This is a genomic window from Acetoanaerobium noterae, from assembly GCF_900168025.1.
In the GTDB taxonomy this organism is placed as follows: Bacteria; Bacillota; Clostridia; order Peptostreptococcales; family Filifactoraceae; genus Acetoanaerobium; species Acetoanaerobium noterae.
In genome coordinates this window covers 176,757-200,398 of record NZ_FUYN01000001.1, presented here as the reverse complement: position 1 = coordinate 200,398, position 23,642 = coordinate 176,757, and the positions used below count along the sequence as shown (strand labels likewise).

General features: G+C 35.5%; 17 protein-coding genes. All 17 read left to right on the top strand.

Annotation, left to right across the window (positions count from 1 at the left end; all coding sequences use genetic code 11):
- Window positions 1-120: 120 nt before the first annotated feature.
- The 17 genes from pfkA (at window position 121) to B5X47_RS00880 (ending at window position 23,587) form a co-directional block, all read left to right on the top strand.
- Entirely contained in the window at window positions 121-1,080 is a 960-nt protein-coding gene (gene pfkA / locus B5X47_RS00960; protein WP_013361861.1) for a 6-phosphofructokinase, read from the top strand.
- A gap of 22 nt (window positions 1,081-1,102) precedes the next feature.
- On the top strand, window positions 1,103-2,854 hold the full coding sequence (pyk, locus tag B5X47_RS00955; RefSeq protein ID WP_079588369.1) for a pyruvate kinase: 1,752 nt from the start codon (window positions 1,103-1,105) through the stop codon (window positions 2,852-2,854).
- Window positions 2,855-2,960: 106 nt separating this feature from the next.
- Window positions 2,961-3,965: an aldo/keto reductase gene (locus B5X47_RS00950; protein WP_079588368.1), complete on the top strand. Its 1,005-nt coding sequence runs from the start codon at window positions 2,961-2,963 to the stop codon at window positions 3,963-3,965.
- A 204-nt stretch (window positions 3,966-4,169) separates the two neighbouring features.
- Complete coding sequence (locus B5X47_RS00945) at window positions 4,170-5,753, top strand: sodium:neurotransmitter symporter family protein (RefSeq protein ID WP_079588367.1); 1,584 nt, start codon at window positions 4,170-4,172, stop codon at window positions 5,751-5,753.
- 310 nt (window positions 5,754-6,063) lie between these two features.
- Window positions 6,064-6,756 carry a hypothetical protein gene (locus tag B5X47_RS00940; protein ID WP_079588366.1) on the top strand — a complete coding sequence of 231 codons (693 nt, stop codon included), beginning with the start codon at window positions 6,064-6,066 and terminating at the stop codon, window positions 6,754-6,756.
- Window positions 6,757-6,823: 67 nt separating this feature from the next.
- The gene (gene rlmD / locus B5X47_RS00935; RefSeq protein ID WP_200805057.1) at window positions 6,824-8,185 is read left to right on the top strand and encodes a 23S rRNA (uracil(1939)-C(5))-methyltransferase RlmD; all 1,362 of its coding nucleotides are present in this window, start codon (window positions 6,824-6,826) and stop codon (window positions 8,183-8,185) included.
- 325 nt (window positions 8,186-8,510) lie between these two features.
- Window positions 8,511-8,996 (top strand): hypothetical protein, encoded by a 486-nt coding sequence (locus B5X47_RS00930; protein ID WP_143215735.1) that lies wholly within the window; start codon window positions 8,511-8,513, stop codon window positions 8,994-8,996.
- Window positions 8,997-9,234: 238 nt separating this feature from the next.
- Entirely contained in the window at window positions 9,235-10,605 is a 1,371-nt protein-coding gene (locus tag B5X47_RS00925) for an AAA family ATPase (protein WP_079588364.1), read from the top strand.
- Window positions 10,602-11,312: an RloB family protein gene (locus tag B5X47_RS00920; protein WP_079588363.1), complete on the top strand. Its 711-nt coding sequence runs from the start codon at window positions 10,602-10,604 to the stop codon at window positions 11,310-11,312. Before B5X47_RS00925 ends, B5X47_RS00920 begins: the two co-directional genes overlap by 4 nt.
- 163 nt (window positions 11,313-11,475) lie before the next feature.
- A complete protein-coding gene (locus B5X47_RS00915; protein WP_143215734.1) occupies window positions 11,476-12,987 on the top strand; it encodes a hypothetical protein in 1,512 nt (503 codons plus the stop codon).
- 11 nt (window positions 12,988-12,998) lie between these two features.
- The gene (locus B5X47_RS00910) at window positions 12,999-13,202 is read left to right on the top strand and encodes a helix-turn-helix domain-containing protein (RefSeq protein ID WP_079588361.1); all 204 of its coding nucleotides are present in this window, start codon (window positions 12,999-13,001) and stop codon (window positions 13,200-13,202) included.
- Window positions 13,203-13,247: 45 nt separating this feature from the next.
- Complete coding sequence (locus B5X47_RS00905; protein ID WP_079588360.1) at window positions 13,248-14,960, top strand: type I restriction-modification system subunit M; 1,713 nt, start codon at window positions 13,248-13,250, stop codon at window positions 14,958-14,960.
- Window positions 14,960-16,162: a restriction endonuclease subunit S gene (locus tag B5X47_RS00900; protein WP_079588359.1), complete on the top strand. Its 1,203-nt coding sequence runs from the start codon at window positions 14,960-14,962 to the stop codon at window positions 16,160-16,162. The genes B5X47_RS00905 and B5X47_RS00900 overlap by 1 nt, the downstream gene beginning before the upstream one ends.
- A 5-nt stretch (window positions 16,163-16,167) precedes the next feature.
- Window positions 16,168-19,368 carry a type I restriction endonuclease subunit R gene (locus B5X47_RS00895; protein WP_079588357.1) on the top strand — a complete coding sequence of 1,067 codons (3,201 nt, stop codon included), beginning with the start codon at window positions 16,168-16,170 and terminating at the stop codon, window positions 19,366-19,368.
- A gap of 2 nt (window positions 19,369-19,370) precedes the next feature.
- Window positions 19,371-20,960 carry an SIR2 family protein gene (locus B5X47_RS00890; RefSeq protein WP_242950978.1) on the top strand — a complete coding sequence of 530 codons (1,590 nt, stop codon included), beginning with the start codon at window positions 19,371-19,373 and terminating at the stop codon, window positions 20,958-20,960.
- 853 nt (window positions 20,961-21,813) lie between these two features.
- Window positions 21,814-22,857 carry an AAA family ATPase gene (locus B5X47_RS00885; protein WP_079588356.1) on the top strand — a complete coding sequence of 348 codons (1,044 nt, stop codon included), beginning with the start codon at window positions 21,814-21,816 and terminating at the stop codon, window positions 22,855-22,857.
- Window positions 22,858-23,293: 436 nt separating this feature from the next.
- A complete protein-coding gene (locus B5X47_RS00880) occupies window positions 23,294-23,587 on the top strand; it encodes an SHOCT domain-containing protein (protein WP_079588354.1) in 294 nt (97 codons plus the stop codon).
- The last annotated feature ends 55 nt before the right edge of the window (window positions 23,588-23,642 follow it).

Genomic DNA, 23,642 nt, shown 5'->3' with positions numbered 1-23,642 from the left:
CCTTATCTGATATAATATTAAAAAATGGTAGGGGCCACCTGCCATATATTTTTATATATAGTGGGATGAAAAACGACAATAAGGGACAAAAACGCTCCCTTGATTTGGAGGGATAGTATAATGAAGAAAATTGCAGTATTAACAAGTGGGGGAGATGCTCCTGGAATGAATGCTGCTATCAGAGCGGTAGTAAGATACTCAATTTATCATGATATTAAGGTATACGGAGTTCAAAGAGGCTATAAAGGTCTCATGGAAGGCGAGCTACAAGAAATGTCAATTTCATCTGTAGGCGATATTATCCATAGAGGAGGTACTATACTTCGCTCAGCTAGATCTTTAGAATTTAAAGAAAAAGAAGGTCAAAAAAAGGCTTTAAATGTTTTAGATGTATTTAAAATAGACGGCTTAGTAGTAATCGGTGGAGATGGTTCATTTATGGGAGCTAAAGCACTCAGTGAACAGGGCTTTCCTGCAATAGGTATTCCAGGAACGATTGACAATGACTTGGCATATACAGATTTTACTATAGGCTTTGATACAGCTGTAAACACTGCTCTAGATGCAATCAGTAAGCTTAGAGATACTACCTCCTCGCATGAAAGAGTGAGCATAATTGAAGTGATGGGCAGAAACTGTGGGGACATAGCATTATACGCAGGACTAGCAGGTGGAGCTGAGGCAATTTTAGTTCCAGAAATGCCTTATGATTTGGATGAAATATGCAAAAAGCTTATAAGCTCAAATAATAGAGGAAAAACTCAAAGTATAATTTTAGTTGCAGAGGGTGTAGGCTCAGCTACAGAAATAGGCCACGTTATACAAGAAAGAACTGGACTAGAGGCGAGATCTACTATACTTGGACATATACAAAGAGGTGGAACACCATCAGCTACAGACAGACTACTTGGAAGCAGGCTAGGAGGAGCGGCAGTTCAGCTTCTAATAGATGGAAAATCTTCTAGAGTCGTAGGAATTAAAGATAATGACATTATAGATTTGGATATACATGAAGCACTTAGCATGAAAAGACAATTTAATTTAGATATGTACAATCTAGCTCAGATACTTTCTATATAGAAAAAATAAAAGGAGTGATAGTATGTTCAATAAAAAAACAAAAATAGTATGCACTATAGGACCAGCTAGTGAAAGCATTGATACGCTTAAGGAGCTTATAAAAAGCGGCCTAAATGTATGTAGACTTAATTTCTCTCACGGTAATTATGAAGAGCATGGAAAGAGAATAGATAACATAAAAGCAGCTAGAAATGAAATGAATCTGCCAATTGCAATACTGCTTGATACTAAAGGCCCTGAAATTAGAACAGGTAAATTTTCATCTCCAGAAGTAAATCTAGTAGAAGGACAAAACTTCATCATTACTATGGAAGAGGTTTTAGGCGATGAAACAAAGTGTACAGTTTCATATAAAGAACTAGTTAACGATGTAAAGCCTGGCAACCAAATTCTTATAGACGATGGTCTAGTAGGTCTTGCGGTAAAAGAAATCAAAGGACAAGAGATACTATGCATAGTTCAAAATGCTGGCACTATCAAAGACAATAAAGGCGTAAACGTACCTAATGTAAAAATAAATCTTCCTGCAATAACTCCAAAAGATAAAAAAGACATAGAATTTGGTATTGAGCAAGGAATTGATTTTATTGCGGCATCATTTGTACGTAAAGCATCTGACGTGTTAGCGATAAGAGAAATCCTAGAAGAAAATAATGCTACTAATATACAGATTATTTCAAAGATAGAAAACCAAGAAGGCGTAGACAACATAGACGAAATATTAGAGGTTTCTGATGGCTTGATGGTTGCAAGAGGTGACTTGGGAGTTGAAATCCCTACAGAGGATATTCCTATAGTTCAAAAAGAGTTAATCAAAAAATGTAATATACTTGGAAAGCCAGTAATAACAGCTACTCAAATGTTAGATTCAATGATAAGAAATCCAAGACCTACAAGAGCAGAGGTTACAGATGTTGCTAATGCTATATTTGATGGTACAGATGCTATCATGCTGTCAGGCGAAACAGCAGCTGGAAAATATCCACTTGAATCTGTTAAGACTATGGCGTCTATAGCTATAAGGGCAGAGCAAACCTTGGACTATGAAGAATTACTAAAAACTAAAGTTAAGCTTCGTCAGCTAAACATTACAAACGCCATCAGTCATGCAACTTGTACGACAGCTATTGACTTAAAAGCAAGTGCAATTATATCAGCTACAGCTTCTGGCTACACTGCTAGAATGGTATCTAGCTATAGACCATCTGCTCCAATAATTGCAGCGACAAACTCTGAAATGGTTATGAGACAAATGGGTCTTGTTTGGGGGGTGTATCCTCTACTTACTGAAAAAGGAATGTCTACAGATGATGTATTCGAAAAATCAGTTCAAAGTGCTTTAGATATGGATTATATCTCATCTGGAGACCTTGTGGTAATAACTGCTGGTGTTCCAGTAGGAATAGCAGGGACAACAAACCTAATCAATGTCCATATTGCTTCTGAAATACTTATAAGAGGCGTAGGTGTTGGAACTACAAATATTTCTGGTAGAGCTAGACTTATTACAGATTCTAATATGGAAATAGAACAAGGTGATATTATAGTAGCATCTAGTACAGATAAAGATATGATGAATATAATAAACAAGGCATCTGCAATTATTACAGAAGAAGGCGGTCTTACTAGCCATGCTGCTGTAGTTGGAGTGAGCCTAGGAATACCTGTAATAGTATCTGCCACAAATGCTTTAAAGCTAATAGAAGATAATGAAACTATAACTATAGATGCTCAAAGCGGATTAGTATATAAAGGCGAAGTGAAAATGCTATAGAAAAATTTTCTCAATTATGATGACTAATATATGTATTATAAAAAACTGTCCAATGGGCAGTTTTTTTGTATAATATAATTAAGACTAACAAAAGGGGGCTATTAGAATGTTTAGATTGGGCAAAACACATATGACGATAAATAAACTGGGATTTGGTGGAATTCCTATACAAAGAGTAGATATTTCAGAGTGCAAACAAATAATAAATCAAGCTAAAAAATCTGGAATCAATTTCATTGATACAGCAGTAGGATACACAGTAAGCGAAGAATACATAGGAGAAGCTTTAAAAGAAAATCCTCATAGCTTTTATCTTGCAACCAAGAGCATGGCAAGAACATATGAAGCCATGAAAAAAGATATCTTGGGCTCACTAGATAGATTGAAAAGAAGCTATATAGATTTATACCAAATTCATAATCTAGGAGAAGCTGATTTTGAGCTTGTATTTTCTGAAAATGGAGCATTAAGAGCTCTCAAAGAGGCGAAGGAGCAAGGGTTAATTAAAGAAATAGGAATAACTAGTCATAGCGTGAGTGTGCTTGACAGGGCAATAGATACAGACGAATTTGCTACAGTTCAATTTCCTTTTAATATAGTTGAAAATCAAGGAGCGCAAGTATTTAGAAAAGCCAAAGCAAAGGGCATGGGAACTATTGTTATGAAGCCACTTGCTGGAGGAGCGCTAGAGGACGCAAGACTAGCGCTTAGGTACCTAACAAAGCTAGACTTCTTAGATGTACTTATTCCTGGTATGGCAGACGAAAAAGAAATAAAAGTAAACCAAAGTGCTGTCGAAGATGATTCCCCTCTATCAGAGAAAGAGCTAGCGGATATCAAATACTTAAAGGAAAATATGGGAGATAAATTCTGCAGAAGATGTGGCTACTGCATGCCGTGCACAGTAGGAATAAATATACCTATGCAATTTCTTCTTGAAGGCTATCTAAAAAGATATGATTTGGAGACTTGGGCAGTAGATAGATACAAATCATCTGATAAAAATGCATCAGATTGTATACACTGTAAAGAATGTGAGCCTAGATGTCCATATGGATTATCGATATCTGACATGATGGTTAAGGTATCTACTGAATTTGACAAATTATAAACAAACAAATTTCATTTTTCTCATTTGCCTTTAAATTATGAATATACAAGAAAACTTATATATCTGATTAATATTTATTATTAAGAACCTTTAGAATTATCAAAAAATTAATTGATTAGATTATGCAAAGGTATTATAATAAGGGATATACTATGATATATTTCAGAGTATACAGAATATTCAATAAAAAGGAGGAATGGAATAATGGCAGAAAACACAAGAGGCAGTTGGGGATCCAAAATAGGACTTATTCTTGCCATGGCAGGTAATGCTGTAGGATTAGGTAACTTCTGGAGATTCCCTTATCAAGCAGCAAGCAATGGTGGAGGAGCATTTATGCTTCCATACTTTGCAGCACTTATTATCCTTGGACTTCCGCTAATGCTTAGTGAGTGGAACTTAGGTAGATATGGTGGTAAATACGGACATGGTACACTTGGACCTATGGTGTACTTACAAGCAAGAGAAGGCGCAAAGCCAAAAACAGCACTTATACTTGGAGCAATTGCTGGAGGTCTAGCATTTGCAGTTACATTACTTGTTAATTCATATTACAACCATCTTATCGGATGGACACTAGGATTTGCGGTATCATCATTTACTGGTGCATACATGGATCAAAGCCAATCTACAGCAGATTTCTTTGTAGGTTATATCCAGGATCCTAAAATGGTATTTACTTTCTGGATAATTGCACTTGTTGGTTTATCATTTGCAGTTATGCGTGGAGTAGAAAAAGGTATCGAGGCTTGGGCGAAGTTAATGATGCCAGTACTTTATGTATTTGGTATAGTACTAGCTATTAGATCTCTTACTATTGGTTCTCCAGTTAACCCTGAGTGGAGCTCACTAAAGGGTCTAAACTTTATCTGGAATCCAGATTTTAGTACACTTACTTGGAGATCAGCTCTTGCAGCAGCAGGACAGATATTCTTCACATTATCAATTGGTATGGGTATTATTTGTAACTATGCTTCATACTTAAAACCAGATGATGACGTTGTTGTTTCTTCTATAGCTACAATTTCATTAAATGAGTTTGCGGAAATCGTTCTTGGTGGATCTATAGTTATTCCTATAGCTTATGCTTTCCTTGGACCAGATGGTATAGGAGCAGGAGTTGGATTATCATTTATAGCACTTCCTAACGTATTTAGAACTATGGCTGGAGGTCAGTTCTTTGGAGGATTATGGTTCTTGCTACTATTCTTCGCTGGATTTACATCAGCTATCGCAATGTACAACTATCTAACAGCTCTAGTTGAGGAAGACTTAGGAATTCCGAGAAAAACTGCAGCTTGGATAATATTTGCGGCTTATGTTGTAGTAGGATTACCAGTTGGTCTTGAGCAAATTATCAATAAGACTGCTGACCTAGCTTACTTTACAGAAATAGATAACTGGGTAGGTTCATACCTTCTTCTAGTTCTAGGATTAATAGAAATCATAGTGGTTGCATTCCTTATGGGAGAAAAAGCTCTTACAGAAATCAACAAAGGTGGAATCTGGCAAATGCCTAAGTGGTTCTACACAGTATTCATGAGAGGACTTACTCCAGCAGCATTAGTAATAGTTTTAGTTTTCTCGACACTAGACTATATTAAAGCTGGATACTTTAAATTTGTTCCTGACTTTGTAGCAGGTACTCCGGTTCTTATTCCTTGGGTTAACGCAGCAAGATTAGTTATTCTAGTTGTTGTTGCAGCTGGAGCTATGCAGTCTTACAAATCAATCAAGAACAAATATGGTAAGGAAATTGAAGAAAACGTTGTAAGTATTAGAGTATAATAGGAGGCGATTACATGACAGGTGCAGCTTTAGGATTTTTAGTAATAACTTGGGCTATAGTATTTTCTGTTGCTGGAATTAGCCTTAGAGCGATACTAAACGCTGAAAAAAAGAAAAAGCAATAAATCTAATTTATGATTTTTCAAAGGCTTTCGCATTGCGAGAGCCTTTGATTATATCTTTACTTAGAAATAGTGCTTGATAATATTTATTTTAAGCAGATTATACTTAAAAAAATATAATAAAATAGTCAATAATTATTTCATATGGTATTATAAGTTAAGAATAAATTTATGCAAGGGGGAGTTTTGTGAGTACGAAAGACATCGTAATTGTAATTGATTCACTTCAGAATAGGATTCAAAAATACCCTCAATTAGGTAATAAAAAAGATAAATTCTATAATCTGTTGGAAAACATTAAAAATGAATACAAAAAACTTGAGGTACCAGATAATTTATTAGAGGTTTATAATTCTTTAGTTAAAAAAGGAAAAGAACTAAATAATAAATTTTCAGCCACTGCCAATGCAAAAGAAGTTAAAGATCAAGTGGAATACTATATCAGATATCTTAATGCCGCTCTAGGGGATTTAAGAAATGAAGTAGGCTGGGTAAATGTATACCAAAGATGGTTTTTATTTACATCAATTTTATTTTTAGTACTCTCTCCACAGTGGTTTGGATTTGTACTGCCAGCACTTTTCTTTGTTCCTATATTCTTAGGCTCAAGAGGATTAAAAGCTAGAAGCGTTAATGGATTTTATATGAGTCTATCAGTTGCTCCTATTGGATTCATGACAGGAACCGTATGGGCAAAAAATGGACTATATGTCATGGGAAACATGGCTACTGCTATAGCCAATAATATGGCTCAAACTGGAAGAAGCCAAGGCTTTGCTACAGCACTTACAGTAGTTCCACCTATTCTTGGTGTGATACTTGTAATAAGTAGTATAGTTATGGCATATAAAGGTTATAAAGCAAAGCATCTTTTTGTATAGTTAAATATTGAATAATATGGCCGAAAGCCTTGCTTTCGGCTTTATATATGTCATTAAGGAGAAGATTATGTTAAAGCTAGGAAAAGAATATGAAATAGAAATAGTTGATTTAGGTCACTCGGGAGAAGGAATAGGAAAAGTAGATGGCTTTACTGTATTTGTAGAAGGTGGACTTGTGGGAGATATTGTATTAGGGAAGGTAGTAAAATCTAAAAAGAATTACGCAGTTGCTGACCTTAAAAAAATATTATCTTCATCTGCAGATAGAGTAAAACCAGTATGCCCTATTGCCCATAGCTGTGGTGGATGTCAGATAATGCAGCTAAACTACAGTAAACAGCTAGAAATAAAGAAAGACATAGTAGTACAAAACCTAAGCCGTATAGGAAAAGTGGAAAATCCAAATGTAATCGATACTATAGGAATGGACAATCCATACAACTATAGAAACAAAGCCCAGTTTCCAGTGGGAATAGATAAAAAAGGAAAACCTGTGATGGGTTTTTTCAAAAAAATGTCTCACGAGATTATACCTCTGACTACTTGCTATGTTCAAGACACGGTTAATGATGTTATTTTGGAGATAATAAGACGGTACATAGAAAAATACAAAATTTCCGTATATGATGAAAAAACACATAAAGGAAACCTAAGACACGTAGTTACAAAAGTAGGCTTTCATACACATGAAATAATGGTAATACTAGTAACGAAAGAAAGTAAGCTGCCTAAAATAGATGCTCTAGTAGAGATGCTAGAGGCTAAACTTCCAGGGCTTAGAACTGTGGTTCAAAATATAAACCCAAACAGAACAAATGTTATTCTTGGAAGAGAAAACAAAATTTTATATGGTGATGGAATAATAGAAGATACGATTGATGATTTAGTTTTTGAAATATCGCCACTATCGTTTTATCAGGTGAATCCTATACAAACAAAGGTGCTCTATAATAAAGCCCTAGAGCTAGCAGCTATATCAAGTGAAGACGTAGTTTATGATATTTATTGTGGTATAGGAACCATATCTTTATTTCTAGCAAAAAAGGCCAAACATGTATATGGTATAGAGATAGTAAAAGAAGCAATAGAAAATGCAAAGAAAAACGCTGAAAGAAATAATATAGAAAATGCTAGTTTTTACGCAGGAAAAGCCGAGGAAGTAGTACCGGAACTCTATAGCAGAGGAATCACAGCCGATGTAGTAGTGGTAGACCCACCAAGAAAAGGCTGCGAAGAAATAGTTTTAGATACTATAGCAAAAATGAACCCTAAAAAAATAGTATATATTTCATGTAACCCATCTACCCTAGCAAGAGATGTAGAAAGACTTTCAAAGCTAGGGTATGAGATGGATATAGCTTATCCTGTTGATATGTTTAGCCACACCATGCACGTAGAGTGCGTAGTGGGACTACGGAAAATCAAGTAATGTCTGATGGGAGTCCGAGAGGGGACTTTTATAGAAGGCAGCTGCTATTTAGCTTTAAGAAGCGGAATAAACAGAGTGCTTATGGGACTGGAGCGGCAGGGAATAAGGTAAAATGTGATGATGGGTACACGACGGGGAATGTGTGGATTTAAAAAAATGTAGTATGAGACTAGATCCGATACGCAGTGAGTGCCGAATTCCTTTGTGAGTGGTCACGCACTGCGCGACGTTTTCAAAATAAAATTTCCAAAAATAAGTTTTGATAATAAAGTTTTGAGTGGTAAATAAAAAGAAGAGTTGTGATAACGTGGATGGATTTGTTAGATTGAAAAAAGTTGATTCAGGGGTATTTATAATTAAAACAAACAAAGTTCTAAAATATAAAAATATTAGTGGCGTTTGGGCAATGTTTGGAAAGTTTAACTCCTGTGAAGAGTATATTTGTTTGGAAGTTGGTCAATCAAATAATATTTATGAAGAACTGCAATATGATATAGACTGTTTACTCCAAGATTATAGCAATATTGATTTAAGAAAAAGATATACCGCTCGACGATTATTTAAGGAGTTTAATACTTCGTTTGATGTTTGTGTCTGCGATAAGAATAGAACAAACGCAAAATATAGGGTTATTGCTACCACATTTGTAGATATAAAAATCTTTTTGATAGCTCATGATAATGACAAAATTAATAGAGAAAAAATCGAGTTAGAGTTTGCGGTTGATAATAAGGCAATGTTTTGGAATGCCTGGGGGAAACAAAGAAGGATGGCGAAAGAGTATTATAAATCTACACATACTTTTGGGTAGTAGTGAGGGTATGTTTGTAGCTTAAGAAAATCGAATAACTTCGAATCTATTTAATTGTACTTAACTATTTTGACTTTTACGCTCAAAACTTTTAAAGAGTTGAGCGTAAAAGTCTTTTTTATTGCTATAAATGAAAATAAAGAGAAAAAATCTCTTTAACTTTGACAGCCGAATAAAACAGGGTTATAATGAGTATAATAATGATAAAGAGAAAAAGTCTCTTTAGGAGGTATGAATTATGCTTATAAGATTCAGCGTTGAGAACTTTAAATCTTTTAATGATAGACAAGAACTTGTAATGATTCCAGCTAAAAAACTTAAAACCAATAAAGAACATATTATTGCTTTGAATAAGGTGTCTGTGCTTCGCAATGCAACTATATACGGAGCTAATGCTTCGGGTAAAACGAATATCATAGATGCAATCAGATTTGCAAAGCATGTAATTACAAAGAAAATTCCTATGGAAGCCAGCAAAATGTACTGTAGAGTTTTCTCTGAAAATCATGAGAAAGAAAGCAAATTTGAATTTGAAATCTTCAAGAATGGCAAATTTTATGCCTATGGTTTTAGTCTTTTAATGAGTGATCAAATCATAAAATCTGAGTGGCTTTATGAACTATTGCCTTCAAAAAATACTCAGACCATGCTTTTTGAAAGAGAGACAGATATGAACAGACTTGAACTTGGCGAGAATTTGATGCTCGATGAAATTGACACCATGCGTTTTAAAACCTATAAATTAGACTTTGAAGACAACAATACAGGGCTGTTTATTAGAGAAATGAACCGTAATAAAAAGATGAATAAGGAATCAAAACTGACCTTTTTCAGAGATGTCTTTGAATGGTTTGATGAGGATCTGGTAACGATATTCCCTGACCAACCCATTACCGACTTTGAATACTTCTATGGTGACGGTGGCAGCGACAAAATCAATGAAATCATTGAATTGTTTGACACGGGAATCTCAAAAGTAAAAATTGAAGAAATATCAGTGGCTGACTTAAAGAATAAAATTCCTACTAAAATAGCTGATGATATTTTGCAATCCTTCAAAAATAAGCTTGAGGACTCGGCAGATAATATGAAAGCCATGATGTCCCTTAGAACCAATACAGCTTTCTATAATATAAAGGGTGCTAAGGGTGAAGAACCTGTTATTACGACAATCATGCTTGAACATGGCAATGCATTTAGTGACTTTGAATTCTCTGAAGAGTCTGATGGCACAAGAAGGTTATTTGATTTACTGGACATTTTGATCAGCAATGAAAAGAACAAGATTTATGTGATTGATGAGCTGGAGCGAAGCCTGCATCCAAAGCTGACTTATAAGTTCTTGGAACTCTTCTTTGAGCATCTTAAGGAAAATAATACACAGCTTATCTTTACAACCCATGAATCGACTATTATGGATCAGGAGCTCTTAAGACGAGATGAAATCTGGTTTGTAGAAAGAAACAAAGACAATGTTTCTCATCTTTATTCACTAGACCGTTTCAAAGAGCGTTATGATAAAAAGTTGAGTAAGGCATATTTGGAAGGTCGATATGGTGCGGTGCCGGTGCTGAAAAACTTTTCTGACAAGGTGGGTGAAGATGAATGAGCCCACTAAGAGAATTTAGGTCACTTACAAATAGATTTGACGAAGATATTAAGATTGAACCTTTAAGAAGATATTATTTGATATTTGAAGGAGCCAATACAGAAAGAAAATATTTTCAAGGCATTGATAACAACAGAAAAGAGCTTGGCATCAACAGTCATATTGAACTGGTTATCCTTCATAAGGAAGGTGACATCAGTAGTTACAGTCACCCAATTAAATTGTTAGAGCTAATTGAGGAAAAGAAGAAATCCTTAATGCGTGATGGAAAATTTGACAAAGCAATTGATAGATTTGTAATTGTGTTTGATCGAGACAGCTATGAAAAGCCAGAGGACTATGTCGAGTTTGTTGAAAAAGCATGTGCAGACAATATTCTCACAGTGACAAGCCCATGCTTTGAACTTTGGTTGATATTGCATTATGAAAATGCTGTTGAAAAGTATGTTAAGCCGAATAGAGATAAGTTGTTTGATAATGAAAAAGTGAGCAGGGCACATTCTTTTGCCAGTAATTTATTTTCTGGAGTATCAGGAACTAATCCGAAATCGGGATCGTTTTTCAATAAACTAAAGGGCGGTATAGACCTTGCAATTGAGCAAGAGAAAGTATTGGAACAAGACATTTTAAAAATGGCAACAGAAATTGGTTCAAATGTTGGAGTTTTGCTTGTGCAGATGAGAGAAGATCCGAGGGATGTATTATAACTTTTTAGACCATTTTCGTGGGGTTGCGAAAATGGTCTACTTCAGTTTGGATAAAGTATTTGCAATTGCATTGACGGAATGCGTTAGAACGAATAAAATAGTATTTGGAAGTATTTTACGATTAAATAAAATAGAAATGTAATATAAAAACAAGGGGGATATCATGAAAGCTGGATTTTTATTTGGTGCAGGCGCAGAAGTAGGATATGGATTGCCAACTGGTGGAAAATTTGCTTTGGAGATCTTTAGACAAGATAGCTCAATAAGTAAAAAGAGTTTTAAGGAGAACAGAGACTCTATTGATTCTTCTACTGCATATGCTGCGAACTGGTTGCCAGATGACTATTTAAGCAAAAGTGTGGGCTCCTACGGCAAAACAGTTTTTGAGTCTATTATCAAGGATACTATTGAACATAACCGTGAGAGAATTATTAAGAAATTAAATGATTTTGATGATATTGCAAAGTACGAAGAGGACAAAATTAATAAGAAGTACGTAAAATCTATCACTGCTATAATCGAAGAGAAATTAGGTACAAAACTAAATAATTGTAATTTAAAGCAACAAATCGCCTTTATAAATTACTTTGAAGATGGTAACAAAATATTTTCGAGTAACTACTTGTCAGCCCTATTGAAGATATACAAGGACAAGTCATTGATTCCAGATAATATCAGATTGGAACTGCGCAAAATCATTCTTTCAATTTTCCAGTTGCAAATTGGGGCTTTAAGTGAGACGTTAACTAAGAAAATTAATGATGGAATATTTTCAAAAAAAGACGACGAAATTGACTTGTTTGATGACATTGGTGAAATATTGCAATTAAATTATCAGGCATCTGGCTTGTCAGGACTTGAGTATGTTATGGAAGCAAAAACGATTGAAGTCATTTCAGATGATGATCATGCGATATTACAATTTGCACGTAATATCATAGAAAATATTTATGCATCAGTTTTAGATTATAAAACTTTGATCGATTCCAATTGGCACTATCTATATTGTCCTAAAGAGGAGTGGGCTAAATTCTGTAAGATTAACATATTTCTTCATACTGTTAGAGCTTATATCAAGAATCAGATTTCTGAAGTCGGTGGTTTTTCTAATGAAGGCTATTATCACGATCTGAAATCGAAAATAGATAGCGGTGAAATTGAGCCCACAACAATTGCTACGACAAACTATAATACTTTCATTAAGGATGTTTTAGGTACAGAAATATGCTATTTAAACGGTTCGACAGAGTTATGGTATGATCCGTATATAAATAGAATTGGCACTAAAGAAGAACTTGATGCCAATGAAATACATTTCCTTGTTCCTTTGCTTTTTACTCAAAGTGGAACAAAGCCAATGACATGCATTGAGATGTCAAAGAAGTATGTAAAAATGTACGATGACTTCAAGTCATCTGATTTAATATGTGTTATTGGATTTGGTTTTAACACTGATGATGAGCATATTAATGGAATCATTAGATCTTTAATTGATATGGAAAACAAGAATATTGTTGTAATTGAAATTAATCCTGATACAAATTCAGAAAAAATTGCGCAAAAGCTGAAAACAAATAAACTAAATAATATTCATGTTATTAATATCAATAAAGACAGGCAAAGTAATTCTAGTAACTGGATTGACTCCTTGGCTTTGCTTTCTACTGACAACTAAGAGGTGCATTTATGTTTGAATACATGACTGTAAAAGAAGCTGCAGAAAAATGGGGATTATCCGTAAGGCGCGTTCAATTTCTTTGCGTTGAAGGACGGATAGAAGGTGCGATGAAGCATGCATCTGTGTGGGCAATTCCAAAAGATGCAGATAAACCAAAAGATGAGCGAATTATTACTGGAAAATACATTAAACCGAAGAATAATAATCAGTAGGCAGAAACCAGATTATTGAATACAGATAACACGGAGGAAATAACTGTGACAAATACAGAATTAAAAAACTTAAAAGATACTCTCTGGCAATCAGCCGATACACTTAGAGCTGATTCCGGACTTAAGTCCAGTGAATATGCAACACCAATACTTGGACTAATCTTTCTGCGATTCGCTGAAAGTAAATATAAACAATACGAGCCAGCAATTTTAGAAGAATATAATAAACTAAAAGGATCTCGTATGGAGCGAGCAATTCATGAAATTGCTATTGAGAAATGTGGATTTTACCTACCAGATGAAGCACGATATGATTTTTTATTGAACTTGCCTGAGACTGAGAATATCCCTGAAAAAGTGAAGCAGGCAATGGTTGACATCGAGCTATATACAAAGGAATTAGAAGACACTCTTCCAAAGGATGAATACTATGCAGTTGATGGTAAGGACGGGAAAGCAGTTCTGAAGAAATTGCTTAAAGCATTTAAGGACATTCCAGATAATACGAGCATTGATATTTTCGGAGATATTTATGAGTATTTTCTTGGAAAGTTTGCACTGGCAGAAGGTCAAGGTGGTGGTGAATTTTTTACGCCATCGACAGTAGTACGTTATATGGTTGAGGTGTTGAATCCAACTGAGGGTGAAATATTTGACCCTGCATGTGGTAGTGGTGGTATGTTTGTTCAAACTGCCCATTATATAGCAACCCATAGAGATAAAGGCAATGAACTGAACCTTCGTGCGTATGGTGTTGAAAAGACAGGTGCGACCGTAAAACTTGCTAAGATGAATCTAGCTCTCCATAATATCCGTGGCACAATTACACATACCAATTCTTATTACAATGACCCATATAATTGTTTTGGTAGGTTTGATTATGTAATGGCAAACCCGCCATTTAATGTGGATGGAATAGAGCTTTCTGATGTAAAGGATCAGCCGAGATTTAATACTTACGGTGTTCCTCAGAATAAGAGTAAGACAAAGAAAAATGCCAGTGAAACAGTTCCAAATGGTAATTACTTATGGATTAATCTATTTGCTACATCCATCAAAGAAAAAACAGGAAAAGCTGCGTTGGTTATGGCGAACTCCGCATCAGATGCGGGCAATAGTGAAAAAGATATACGTAAGAAATTGATTGAGAGTGGTGTTGTTAGTCAAATGGTGACATTACCCAAAAATATGTTTAATACAGTAACCCTTCCAGCTACACTGTGGTTTTTTGATGCTGCCCATAAAAATAAAGACGAGATCCTCTTTATTGATGCCAGAAATATTTTTACGCAAGTGGATCGAGCACATCGTAAATTCTCTGATGAGCAGATAAAAAACTTGGCAATCATTTCACGCCTTTATGAAGGGGATAGTGATGCGTTTGTCGCGCTGATTGATGAGTATAAAAATGAAATCGCACATCTTGAAGGCGGTGGTGAGGTTGATGAAAATAAAGATATCGCCTACTGGCAGGCCAATATTGACTGGCTCCTTGAACATTTCCCAGAAGGTAAGTACGTTGATGTAACAGGACTTTGTAAAGCGGCTAAGATTGAAGGCGAAGATGGTATTAAGGATCAAGATTACTCGCTGAATCCAGGTAGATATGTTGGGGTTGTTATTGAAGATGACGGGATGACTGTGGAAGAATTTAAGGAAGAAATGCTGTCTTTGAATAATGAACTTTTGAGTTTAAATGATGAGGCGCATGGGCTTGAAAAAAAGATTACTGACAACTTAAGAGAGTTGGTGATGTAATGGGAGAATGGAAAATCAAGCGCATCAATCAACTTGGGGAAATATCTCGTGGGAGATCAAGACACAGACCGCGTGATGATAAATCGTTATATGGTGGTGAATATCCATTTGTTCAGACCGGCGATGTTAAGGCTTCGGAATTTTATTTGAGTAAATATTCTCAAACATATAATGAAAAAGGGTTAGCCCAAAGTAAACTATGGAAAAAAGGAACGCTTTGCATTACAATAGCTGCTAATATTGCTGAAACCGCAATTCTGGATATAGATGCATGCTTCCCTGATAGTATTGTTGGTTTTATTCCTTTCGATGATGAAGCTGATGTAAGGTTTGTAAAATATAGTTTTGACATGCTAAAGAAGGAAATGCAATTAGCTTCATTAGGTGCAACACAGGATAATTTTAGTGTTGAAAAGATGCTGAAGTTCAAATTCATTGTTCCCGATTTCAAGAAACAGAAAAGAGTTTCTGATATTCTCTCAACCTACGACGATTTAATAGAGAACAACAACCGTCGAGTTGAGTTGCTGGAAAAAGCAGCACAAGAGCTGTATAAAGAATGGTTTGTACGTTTTCGCTTTCCTAACCATGAGAATACAAAGTTTGTGAATGGTTTGCCTGAAGGTTGGGAAGTAAGACGCGTGAAAGAATATGGTCGAGTTGAAACTGGTAAAACTCCTCCTACGTCGGATCCCGATAACTATTCAAATGAGATAATGTTTGTTAAAACACCAGATATGCATGGAAATTCATTTGTGATTGAGACTGAAGAGTGGTTGTCATTTAAAGGGCATAAGACACAACCCAAAAAATTACTGCCTGAAAATTCAATTATGGTTAGTTGTATTGGTACAGGTGGTGTTGTTGCTATAAATTCATCAAAAGCACACACCAATCAGCAAATAAATTCAATTATTCCTGATGATGCAAAATATTTAGAATGGTTATATTTCACTTGTAAATCTTTAAAAGAAACAATAGAACTTTTTGGTGCAACTGGTGCAACAATGACAAATTTAAGTAAAGGTAAGTTTGAAAAGTTAAAGGTTATCAATCCAAGTAAAGGGCTAGTATATAATTTTAGTGAGAAAATAAATCCCATTTTTATTGAAATTAAGAATTTGATGAAACAAAATCAAAACCTCAAAAAACAGCGTGACCTTTTACTCCCACGTTTGATGAGCGGCAGATTGGAGGTGTAAACGCTATGCCGAACTTTATATCTGAAGACAACATTGAGCAAGCAGCAATCAGTCGATTGGTAAACGAAAACAAATATGATGAAATCAATTGCATGACTGCTGAACCTGAAACTCTGCCGGATGGAAGTGGTAGAGATAATAAGAAGCAGGTGGTCTTGCCTTCGGTATTATTTCAAAGTCTTTGTAAAATCAATCCCATTATTCCGGTAGAAGTAGTTCACAAAGTTGCTGATGAACTTATAAAAACCCCTACAACTGCAGAACTTATGCATACGAATTACCTGAATTACAATAAATTAAGAAATGGTATTCAAGTTGAATATGAAAAGAATGGTAGAAAAACACCGGATCGATTAAAGGTTATTGATTTTGAAGAGCCAACAAATAATCAATTCACTGTCGTTTCTCAACTTTGGATTAAAGGAGAGGTGCATTGGCGTCGCCCAGATTTGATTATTTATATCAATGGTCTTCCAATCGTTTTTATAGAACTTAAGAATTCAAATATCCCAGTCAAAAATGCTTATGATATGAACTTGCAGAACTATTTGAAGGACATCCCGTATTTATTTCATTACAATCAAATATGTGTACTTTCAAATGGCACAGAAACAAGGCTTGGAAGCTTTAAGGCAGGATATGAGCATTTCTTTGAATGGCTCAAAACCGATGATGAAAAAGAAAGTCCTAATCGTAAAGACATCAGAGAAAATGCAATAAGCTTAGAGTATTTGATTGCGGGGCTTTTGAGAAAAGAGAGTCTAATTGATTATATAGAAAACTTCATTTTGTTTGATCGCCAGCGTGTAAAATTGATCGCTAAGAACCATCAGTACTTAGGTGTCAATAACGTTTTTGAATCCTTTAAGTGCAGAGAAAGTCTAAAAGGAAAGTTAGGCGTTTTTTGGCATACTCAAGGAAGTGGGAAAAGCTATTCTATGGTTATGCTCGCACGAAAAATCAAGCACAAGGTTCCTGGCAATTTTACTTTTTTAGTAGTAACAGATAGGGAAGATTTGGACACTCAGATATACAAGAACTTCTTAAGAACAGAATTCATCACCAAAGAAGAAAAAGTTCAACCGGCTAACAGCTCTGCACTGCGTGAAGAATTGAAAACCAATAAAACCATCCTATTTACACTCATTCATAAGTTTAGATACGACAAAGGCAAAGAGTATCCTGTTTTGTCAGAACGTGATGATATCATTGTCATTGTGGATGAAGCACATAGAACTCAATATAAAGATCTTGCTGAGAATATGAGAAAGGGACTTCCTAATGCTCAATTCCTAGCCTTTACTGGTACTCCTCTTTTAGGTTCCAAAAGACTGACTAATTCTTGGTTCGGAGATTATGTCAGTGAATACAACTTTGCAGAATCCATCAAGGACAGTGCCACTGTTCCTCTTTACTATGTCAACGGCATGAAAGAGGTACAGCTTCAGAATGATTATCTCGATACGGATTTGGCAGAAATTCTTGAGAATGAAGAATTAAACGATGCTGAACGGCAGCGTCTAGAAAACCACTATGCAAGGGAATTAGAGATTATCAAAAGAGATGATCGACTAGATAAGATTGCAAGGCATATTGTCTATCATTTCCCGCGCCGTGGCTTTTTAGGGAAAGGCATGGTTATTTCTGTTGATAAATTCACCGCAGTTAAAATGTATGACAAAGTACAGCACTACTGGAAAGAGGAAATCAAAATATTAAATGCTCAGATTGCTAAGCTGAGAGAAGAAGAAAAGCGAAAAGAGCTAAAGGCTATTGTCGACTACATGCGAAAAGTAGATATGGCAGTTGTTATTAGTGAAGAAGATAAGGAAGAAGAAAAGTTCAATAAAGTTGGGCTGTCTGTTAAGTATCACAGAGAGAGACTCAATAATGTTGATGAGAATGGATTGGATATTGAAGACAACTTTAAAAATCCTGACCATACATTGCAACTTGTGTTCGTATGCTCAATGTGGTTAACCGGATTTGATGCACCATCTGTATCAACTTTATATTTGGATAAGCCAATGAAAGGTCATACGCTTATGCAGACCATAGCAAGAGCCAATCGTGTATACCCTGGAAAGACCAGTGGTATTGTTATTGGTTATTTGGATGTGTTCAAATCACTGAAACGGGCACTTTTAGACTATGCATCGGATGACAGTGAAGATATCCCTGTTAAAGAAGTGGATAAACTGTATGTGCAATTACTTGAAACCATTGAAGAAACAAAGCAATTCTGTCTACATCATAATGTTGACCTAAGCAGATTAATTGATGAAGATGATGTGTTTATAAATCTTTCTTTATTTGGAGAATTTGCAGATATCCTTGTATCGAAAGATGAAGTGCGAAATGAGTTTAGAGTCTATGCCAATACTGTAAGCAATCTTTACGAAGCACTTAGACCGGATATTTTTAAGATGGATTTTGAGCCTGTCTACAAGGAAGCTATTTTGTATCTAAAAGGGATAATTGATGGGAAAATTCGCCCCGAAAAACTGGAAAGTGCAAAAGAGAAGATTAATCAACTACTTGATGTAAGTGTTATCGCTGAAGAATCAGGTCACTACGATGCAAACAGTGGTACGGCATTGACTATATCCACATCAACACCCGTAGATCTTTCAAAGTTAGATTTGGACGAGCTTAAAAATCATTTCCGTAAGGCTAAATATAAAAACTTAGAAATTTCTAATCTGCGTGAACATATTGAGAAAAAATTAGCTCAAATGATGCGTGAAAATGTTACACGTGATAAATTTTCTGAACGCTTCCGACATATCATTGAAGAGTATAATGCCGGTGGTTCTCAAAATGATCAGTTTTACTTGAAGCTGCTAAAGTATATGGAAGAATTGAAGGAAGAAGAAGCACGCCATATCAAAGAAGAGCTTACCGAAAGTGAACTTGAAATCTATGACTTATTGCAGAAAGATAAGCTGACAAAAGAGGAACTCAAAACAGTAAAGCTGGCAGCTAGAGAGCTTTATAAAACTTTGACAGAAAAGAAAAAGGATCTATTTGTTGTAGGCTGGGAAAAAGACGATCAACCGAAACAAAAGGTGCGAAATGAGATTATGACGGTATTGAATAGCTATCTGCCGGAAAGCTATGATAGAGAGGTATTCTCAAATAAGATTAATGTCATTTTTACTCATATTGTGGATCAGGCAATGATGGGATTCAATTGGGTGGCGTAAAAATGATGGATTATCAAGTGGGGGTGATAAAAATGAAAATTGAAGATGTCATTTACAGATTCAATACAACGCCAATTTTATTTATAGGATCTGGGATTTCAAGAAGGTACTTGAATTTACCTGACTGGAAAGGGCTCCTTGAACATTTCGCCAAAGTGATAAATAATGATCCATTTGCTTATAGTGCCTATGAGAACAAAGCAAAAGGCTTAGAGTGTAAAGCTGGTATCATGCCTAAAATAGCAGAGTTAATTCAACATGATTTTGATGTTAGATGGTTTGCTGATCCGAGCGTTAGAACTGTTGATGGGGATGTTTTAGAACTGATAAAGGACAGTGGATTATCTCCGTTTAAGGCTGAAATTTCAGCGTATATCAAACGGAGTACAAGTGTTGTTCCAGCATATCAAGATGAAGTCAGTATGCTATCACAAATTTCTGAAAAGAGTATTTCGGGCGTTATAACCACCAACTATGATTCTCTACTTGAAGAAACATTGATAGGATTTACAAAATATGTTGGGCAGACTGAACTAATTTTTTCAGCGATTCAAGGAATTGCTGAAATATATAAAATTCATGGATCGGTTGAAAGTCCAGATAGCATTATTATTAACGAATCAGATTATTTACTCTTTGAAAACAAAAGTGCTTATCTTGCAGCAAAGCTAATGACTATTTTTATGGAGTATCCAATCATTTTTCTGGGGTACTCTATAAGTGATACGAACATACTGAGCATTATAAAGTCTATCGTGAACTGCCTTGATGAAAAGCAACTTAAAATGTTAGAAGATAGGTTTGTATTTGTTGAATATAAGAAAGATATTGTTGGGGTTGATGTAAGCCCATTTACAATAATGGTTGATAACAAGCCATTGGGAATGAAAAAGATAGTATTGTCAGATTTTATGTTGCTTTACCGAGCAATGGATCATAAAAAATCTAAACTTCCGGTAAAAATCTTAAGACGATTCAAACAAGAATTATACGACTATACCATTACAAATGTGCCAACTGCTAATTTGAGAGTTGCTGCCTTGGATGACAGTCGTGTTGACGATGAAGAACTTGTCATTGCTATTGGGAAAGTGTCAGATTTAGGTCTTAAAGGGCTCAGTGGAATTGATGCAAATGAGTGGTACCGTAATATAGTTATTGAGGATTTAGAATTTTCGGCTGATGAACTCTTAGAATATGCTTTTCCAAAAGTTCTAAGGCAGAACTCAGGAAAATTACCAGTCAATAAGTATATCGCATCAGCAACTAAAGAATTTCCAGAATGTAAAGAATTTGCGGATAAATGGACGTTTGACAACATAATTTCACCCACTATACAAAAAAGTAGAAACTGCCTTGGTGGATATGTATCTGTAAAGCAAATATGGGATCAAGAAAAAGTTTCAGTGGAACGCGCTACGAGACTAATATCTCATCTTGAAGAGACTCAGATTGATATCAATGAGTTGGAATGTGTTCTTAAAGAAATTTTCGAAGAGGACATCAATTTGTTGCAAAATAGTAGTTCACCGGTTAGGACAAATGTAAGGCGGTTAATCATGGTATATGATTACTTGAAGTGGGGAAAGTAAAAGAGCCTCCAGACTCAAGCGTTTGTAAACAAACACCGTACAGGAAACCCTTTTTGATTTCGACGCACCTAGCAGATTCAGCACCTATAGATAGACACCTTTCTGTTCAGCACAATATTAACTTTTGTTGTTAAGTTCATTATACAGAAGGGAAAGCAACTTGTAAACAGTTAAATAGTGGAAGTGATAGAATGTAACATTTCAGTGTTAGTCAAATAATTGTAGTATTTTTGATGGTTTATGTATAGCAATAATGTGTAACCAATCATGCAGTCTAATTTGCCTATTCATAAGAATTCTTGCCTATTGAATAGGCGAATTTATTTCGTATTGATCATATGCGCGTCTTTTTAGAGCAAAAAAGTGCCGTTTGGATGTAAAAAAGTACCGTTTGATATCCCAAAAGCGCCGATTCATTTTGAAAAAGTATAGTTATAAAGTTAATAAAACAAGGTGTACAGATGCCCTTCTCAACGTGAAAGTATATGAGGGCATCTTTTTTGTTGCAAATTTTTCCGCTCAACAGTGCTTCCCATCGTGGAAATAAGTGAGGGCATGAGATTCCTGATGCTAAAATTTATTATTTGTCATGTATTGTATTAAGATTTTTTTTGTAGAACACCCATCTTGTCGTGAAAGTATATGAGAAGAAAAATTTTGTAAGGTAGCCGAAAAATTACCTTAATAGTAGGGGGCAAAATTATTTTTCGTCCAACTGTGCATTTCATCGTTGAAATAAGTAGAGATACTTTTTTCTAAATGGTTTTCAAAAAGCTGTTCTCACTGCCTATACAGTAAGGGCTTCACTCAACTTCAGAAAAAACAACTTAATATCAAAGGAGGCATTACCAAAATGAAAAAACGATTCAATACCATCGATGGTCAAACTTTAATGACCATGCCACTGCAACCATTAGAATTTGTCATTGAAAATCTATTATCCAATGGACTTCACGTTCTTGCAGGTTCACCAAAGGTGGGAAAGAGTTGGTTAGCTCTATGGCTTGCCGTTACAGTTTCAAAAGGTGAAGAAATATGGGGGAACAAAGTAAAGCAGGGCGACACTTTATATCTCTGTTTTGAAGATAGTCAAATCAGAATTCAAAATCGACTGTTTGAAATAACGGATGAAGCTTCTGCAGCCGTTAATTTCTGTACGGAACAAGCAACACTTGGAGGTGAGCTTGAAGAACGGATCAGAACCTTTGTTGAAGAGCATCCCAATTGTGTTCTTATTATCATTGATACCCTACAAATGATTCGTGTTTCTTCAACAGACAATAGCTATGCCAGTGATTATAGTGATTTATCTGTTCTCAAAAACATTGCTGATGAACTTGGAATTGCCATTCTTCTCATTCAACATCTGAGAAAAGAAAATGACAACGATCCGTTTAATAGAATATCTGGTACGACTGGTATTCAAGGTGCGGTAGATTCTAGTTTTATTCTTTCTGAAGATGTTCGTGGTAGTGGTCAGGCGAAGCTCTATTGCGTAGGCAGAGATATTGAGTACCGTGAAATTTGTCTGAAACGAAATGAAGAAAATATCTGGGAAGTGGTATCTGACAGTTTTCAAAATAAAGATTTGTTGCTCCATGATATTGTCCTTCTCATTTCTGATTTCATGAAAGATAAAAACTACTACACGGGATCACCAACAGAATTATCGATCCTGTTATCTGTTCAAAGTGGTGATCAAATTTCTTCAAGACTTTTGTCAAAACACATTCGTCTAAACCTAGAAGAACTTCGCAAACGCTTTATACATGCGGATTTCAAAAAAAGTAATGGCAAACGCATTATTTCTCTTTCTGCTATGAGGGACGATAGTGACGATAATCAGGAGACTTCTCAAAGTGCTCCAGATAATGACCCTTTCGACCCTGTGAAGTAAGCAGTGATTAGTTAAATTCAGATAAAAATATCAAATGAGCGATTGTTCGCCCCTGTGTGGCAAATTATAGAGCCGTTGGCATCACAATGCCTGATGCCGATTATAATCGGAATTTGGGGCGAATGTGGACCACAAAACGGCAGAAAAGAAAAGTGGCATAGTGGGGCCAGTTGAAATTACTGCATTTTCCACCGTCAAAATTTAATATTAAAAAAGTGCAGGATAAAGGAAGGTGGTCGTGAACGCCCACCTTCCAGTCACAAACGCCCGCAGTGCCGGCGTTACAGCGATTTGCTTTAGGTGCTGTAAAACGGGTTTTGTGCTGTATAGGGTGCTGTAAAAAGTAAGGAATGGCGAAATTCAGCCATTTATAAGGTGCTGTATAGGTGGTCGTGAAGGTGCTGTTGGGAAAATAGAGAAAATTGGAGGTAGCAAAATGCTGCAAAATTTCAAACAAGAAATATATATAAACTGGTCTAAAATTTGGTTCGAATTTCAACTAAAAATAGCAAGACGAGTCTTAAAAAACAATAGGGGTGAAGGAACAATTGATGGTACATTAACTGCTTTATCCATCGTGCCTGCTGACTATATTTTCTTCAAAAACAACGAAGAAAAATATGCGGTTCAGCTAAGCTTGCTCAATACCTTACTGCAGGAAAATATGTTAACACTAAAAGAATATGAAAAAGTAAAAGGCTTTCTAAAGCAAAAATACAAAGTCGCATAAGCCTTGAAATGACTGAATTAGATTAATAAATCTTGTCCTAGACTTCAAAAAAGTC

What these genes read in the sequence shown, in the direction of transcription:
- pfkA (WP_013361861.1), top strand. Translation starts at nt 121, where the DNA reads ATGAAGAAAATTGCAGTATTAACAAGTGGGGGAGATGCTCCTGGAATG.
- pyk (WP_079588369.1), top strand. Translation starts at nt 1,103, where the DNA reads ATGTTCAATAAAAAAACAAAAATAGTATGCACTATAGGACCAGCTAGT.
- B5X47_RS00950 (WP_079588368.1), top strand. Translation starts at nt 2,961, where the DNA reads ATGTTTAGATTGGGCAAAACACATATGACGATAAATAAACTGGGATTT.
- B5X47_RS00945 (WP_079588367.1), top strand. Translation starts at nt 4,170, where the DNA reads ATGGCAGAAAACACAAGAGGCAGTTGGGGATCCAAAATAGGACTTATT.
- rlmD (WP_200805057.1), top strand. Translation starts at nt 6,824, where the DNA reads ATGTTAAAGCTAGGAAAAGAATATGAAATAGAAATAGTTGATTTAGGT.
- B5X47_RS00925 (WP_079588364.1), top strand. Translation starts at nt 9,235, where the DNA reads ATGCTTATAAGATTCAGCGTTGAGAACTTTAAATCTTTTAATGATAGA.
- B5X47_RS00920 (WP_079588363.1), top strand. Translation starts at nt 10,602, where the DNA reads ATGAGCCCACTAAGAGAATTTAGGTCACTTACAAATAGATTTGACGAA.
- B5X47_RS00915 (WP_143215734.1), top strand. Translation starts at nt 11,476, where the DNA reads ATGAAAGCTGGATTTTTATTTGGTGCAGGCGCAGAAGTAGGATATGGA.
- B5X47_RS00910 (WP_079588361.1), top strand. Translation starts at nt 12,999, where the DNA reads ATGTTTGAATACATGACTGTAAAAGAAGCTGCAGAAAAATGGGGATTA.
- B5X47_RS00900 (WP_079588359.1), top strand. Translation starts at nt 14,960, where the DNA reads ATGGGAGAATGGAAAATCAAGCGCATCAATCAACTTGGGGAAATATCT.
- B5X47_RS00895 (WP_079588357.1), top strand. Translation starts at nt 16,168, where the DNA reads ATGCCGAACTTTATATCTGAAGACAACATTGAGCAAGCAGCAATCAGT.
- B5X47_RS00890 (WP_242950978.1), top strand. Translation starts at nt 19,371, where the DNA reads ATGATGGATTATCAAGTGGGGGTGATAAAAATGAAAATTGAAGATGTC.
- B5X47_RS00885 (WP_079588356.1), top strand. Translation starts at nt 21,814, where the DNA reads ATGAAAAAACGATTCAATACCATCGATGGTCAAACTTTAATGACCATG.
- B5X47_RS00880 (WP_079588354.1), top strand. Translation starts at nt 23,294, where the DNA reads ATGCTGCAAAATTTCAAACAAGAAATATATATAAACTGGTCTAAAATT.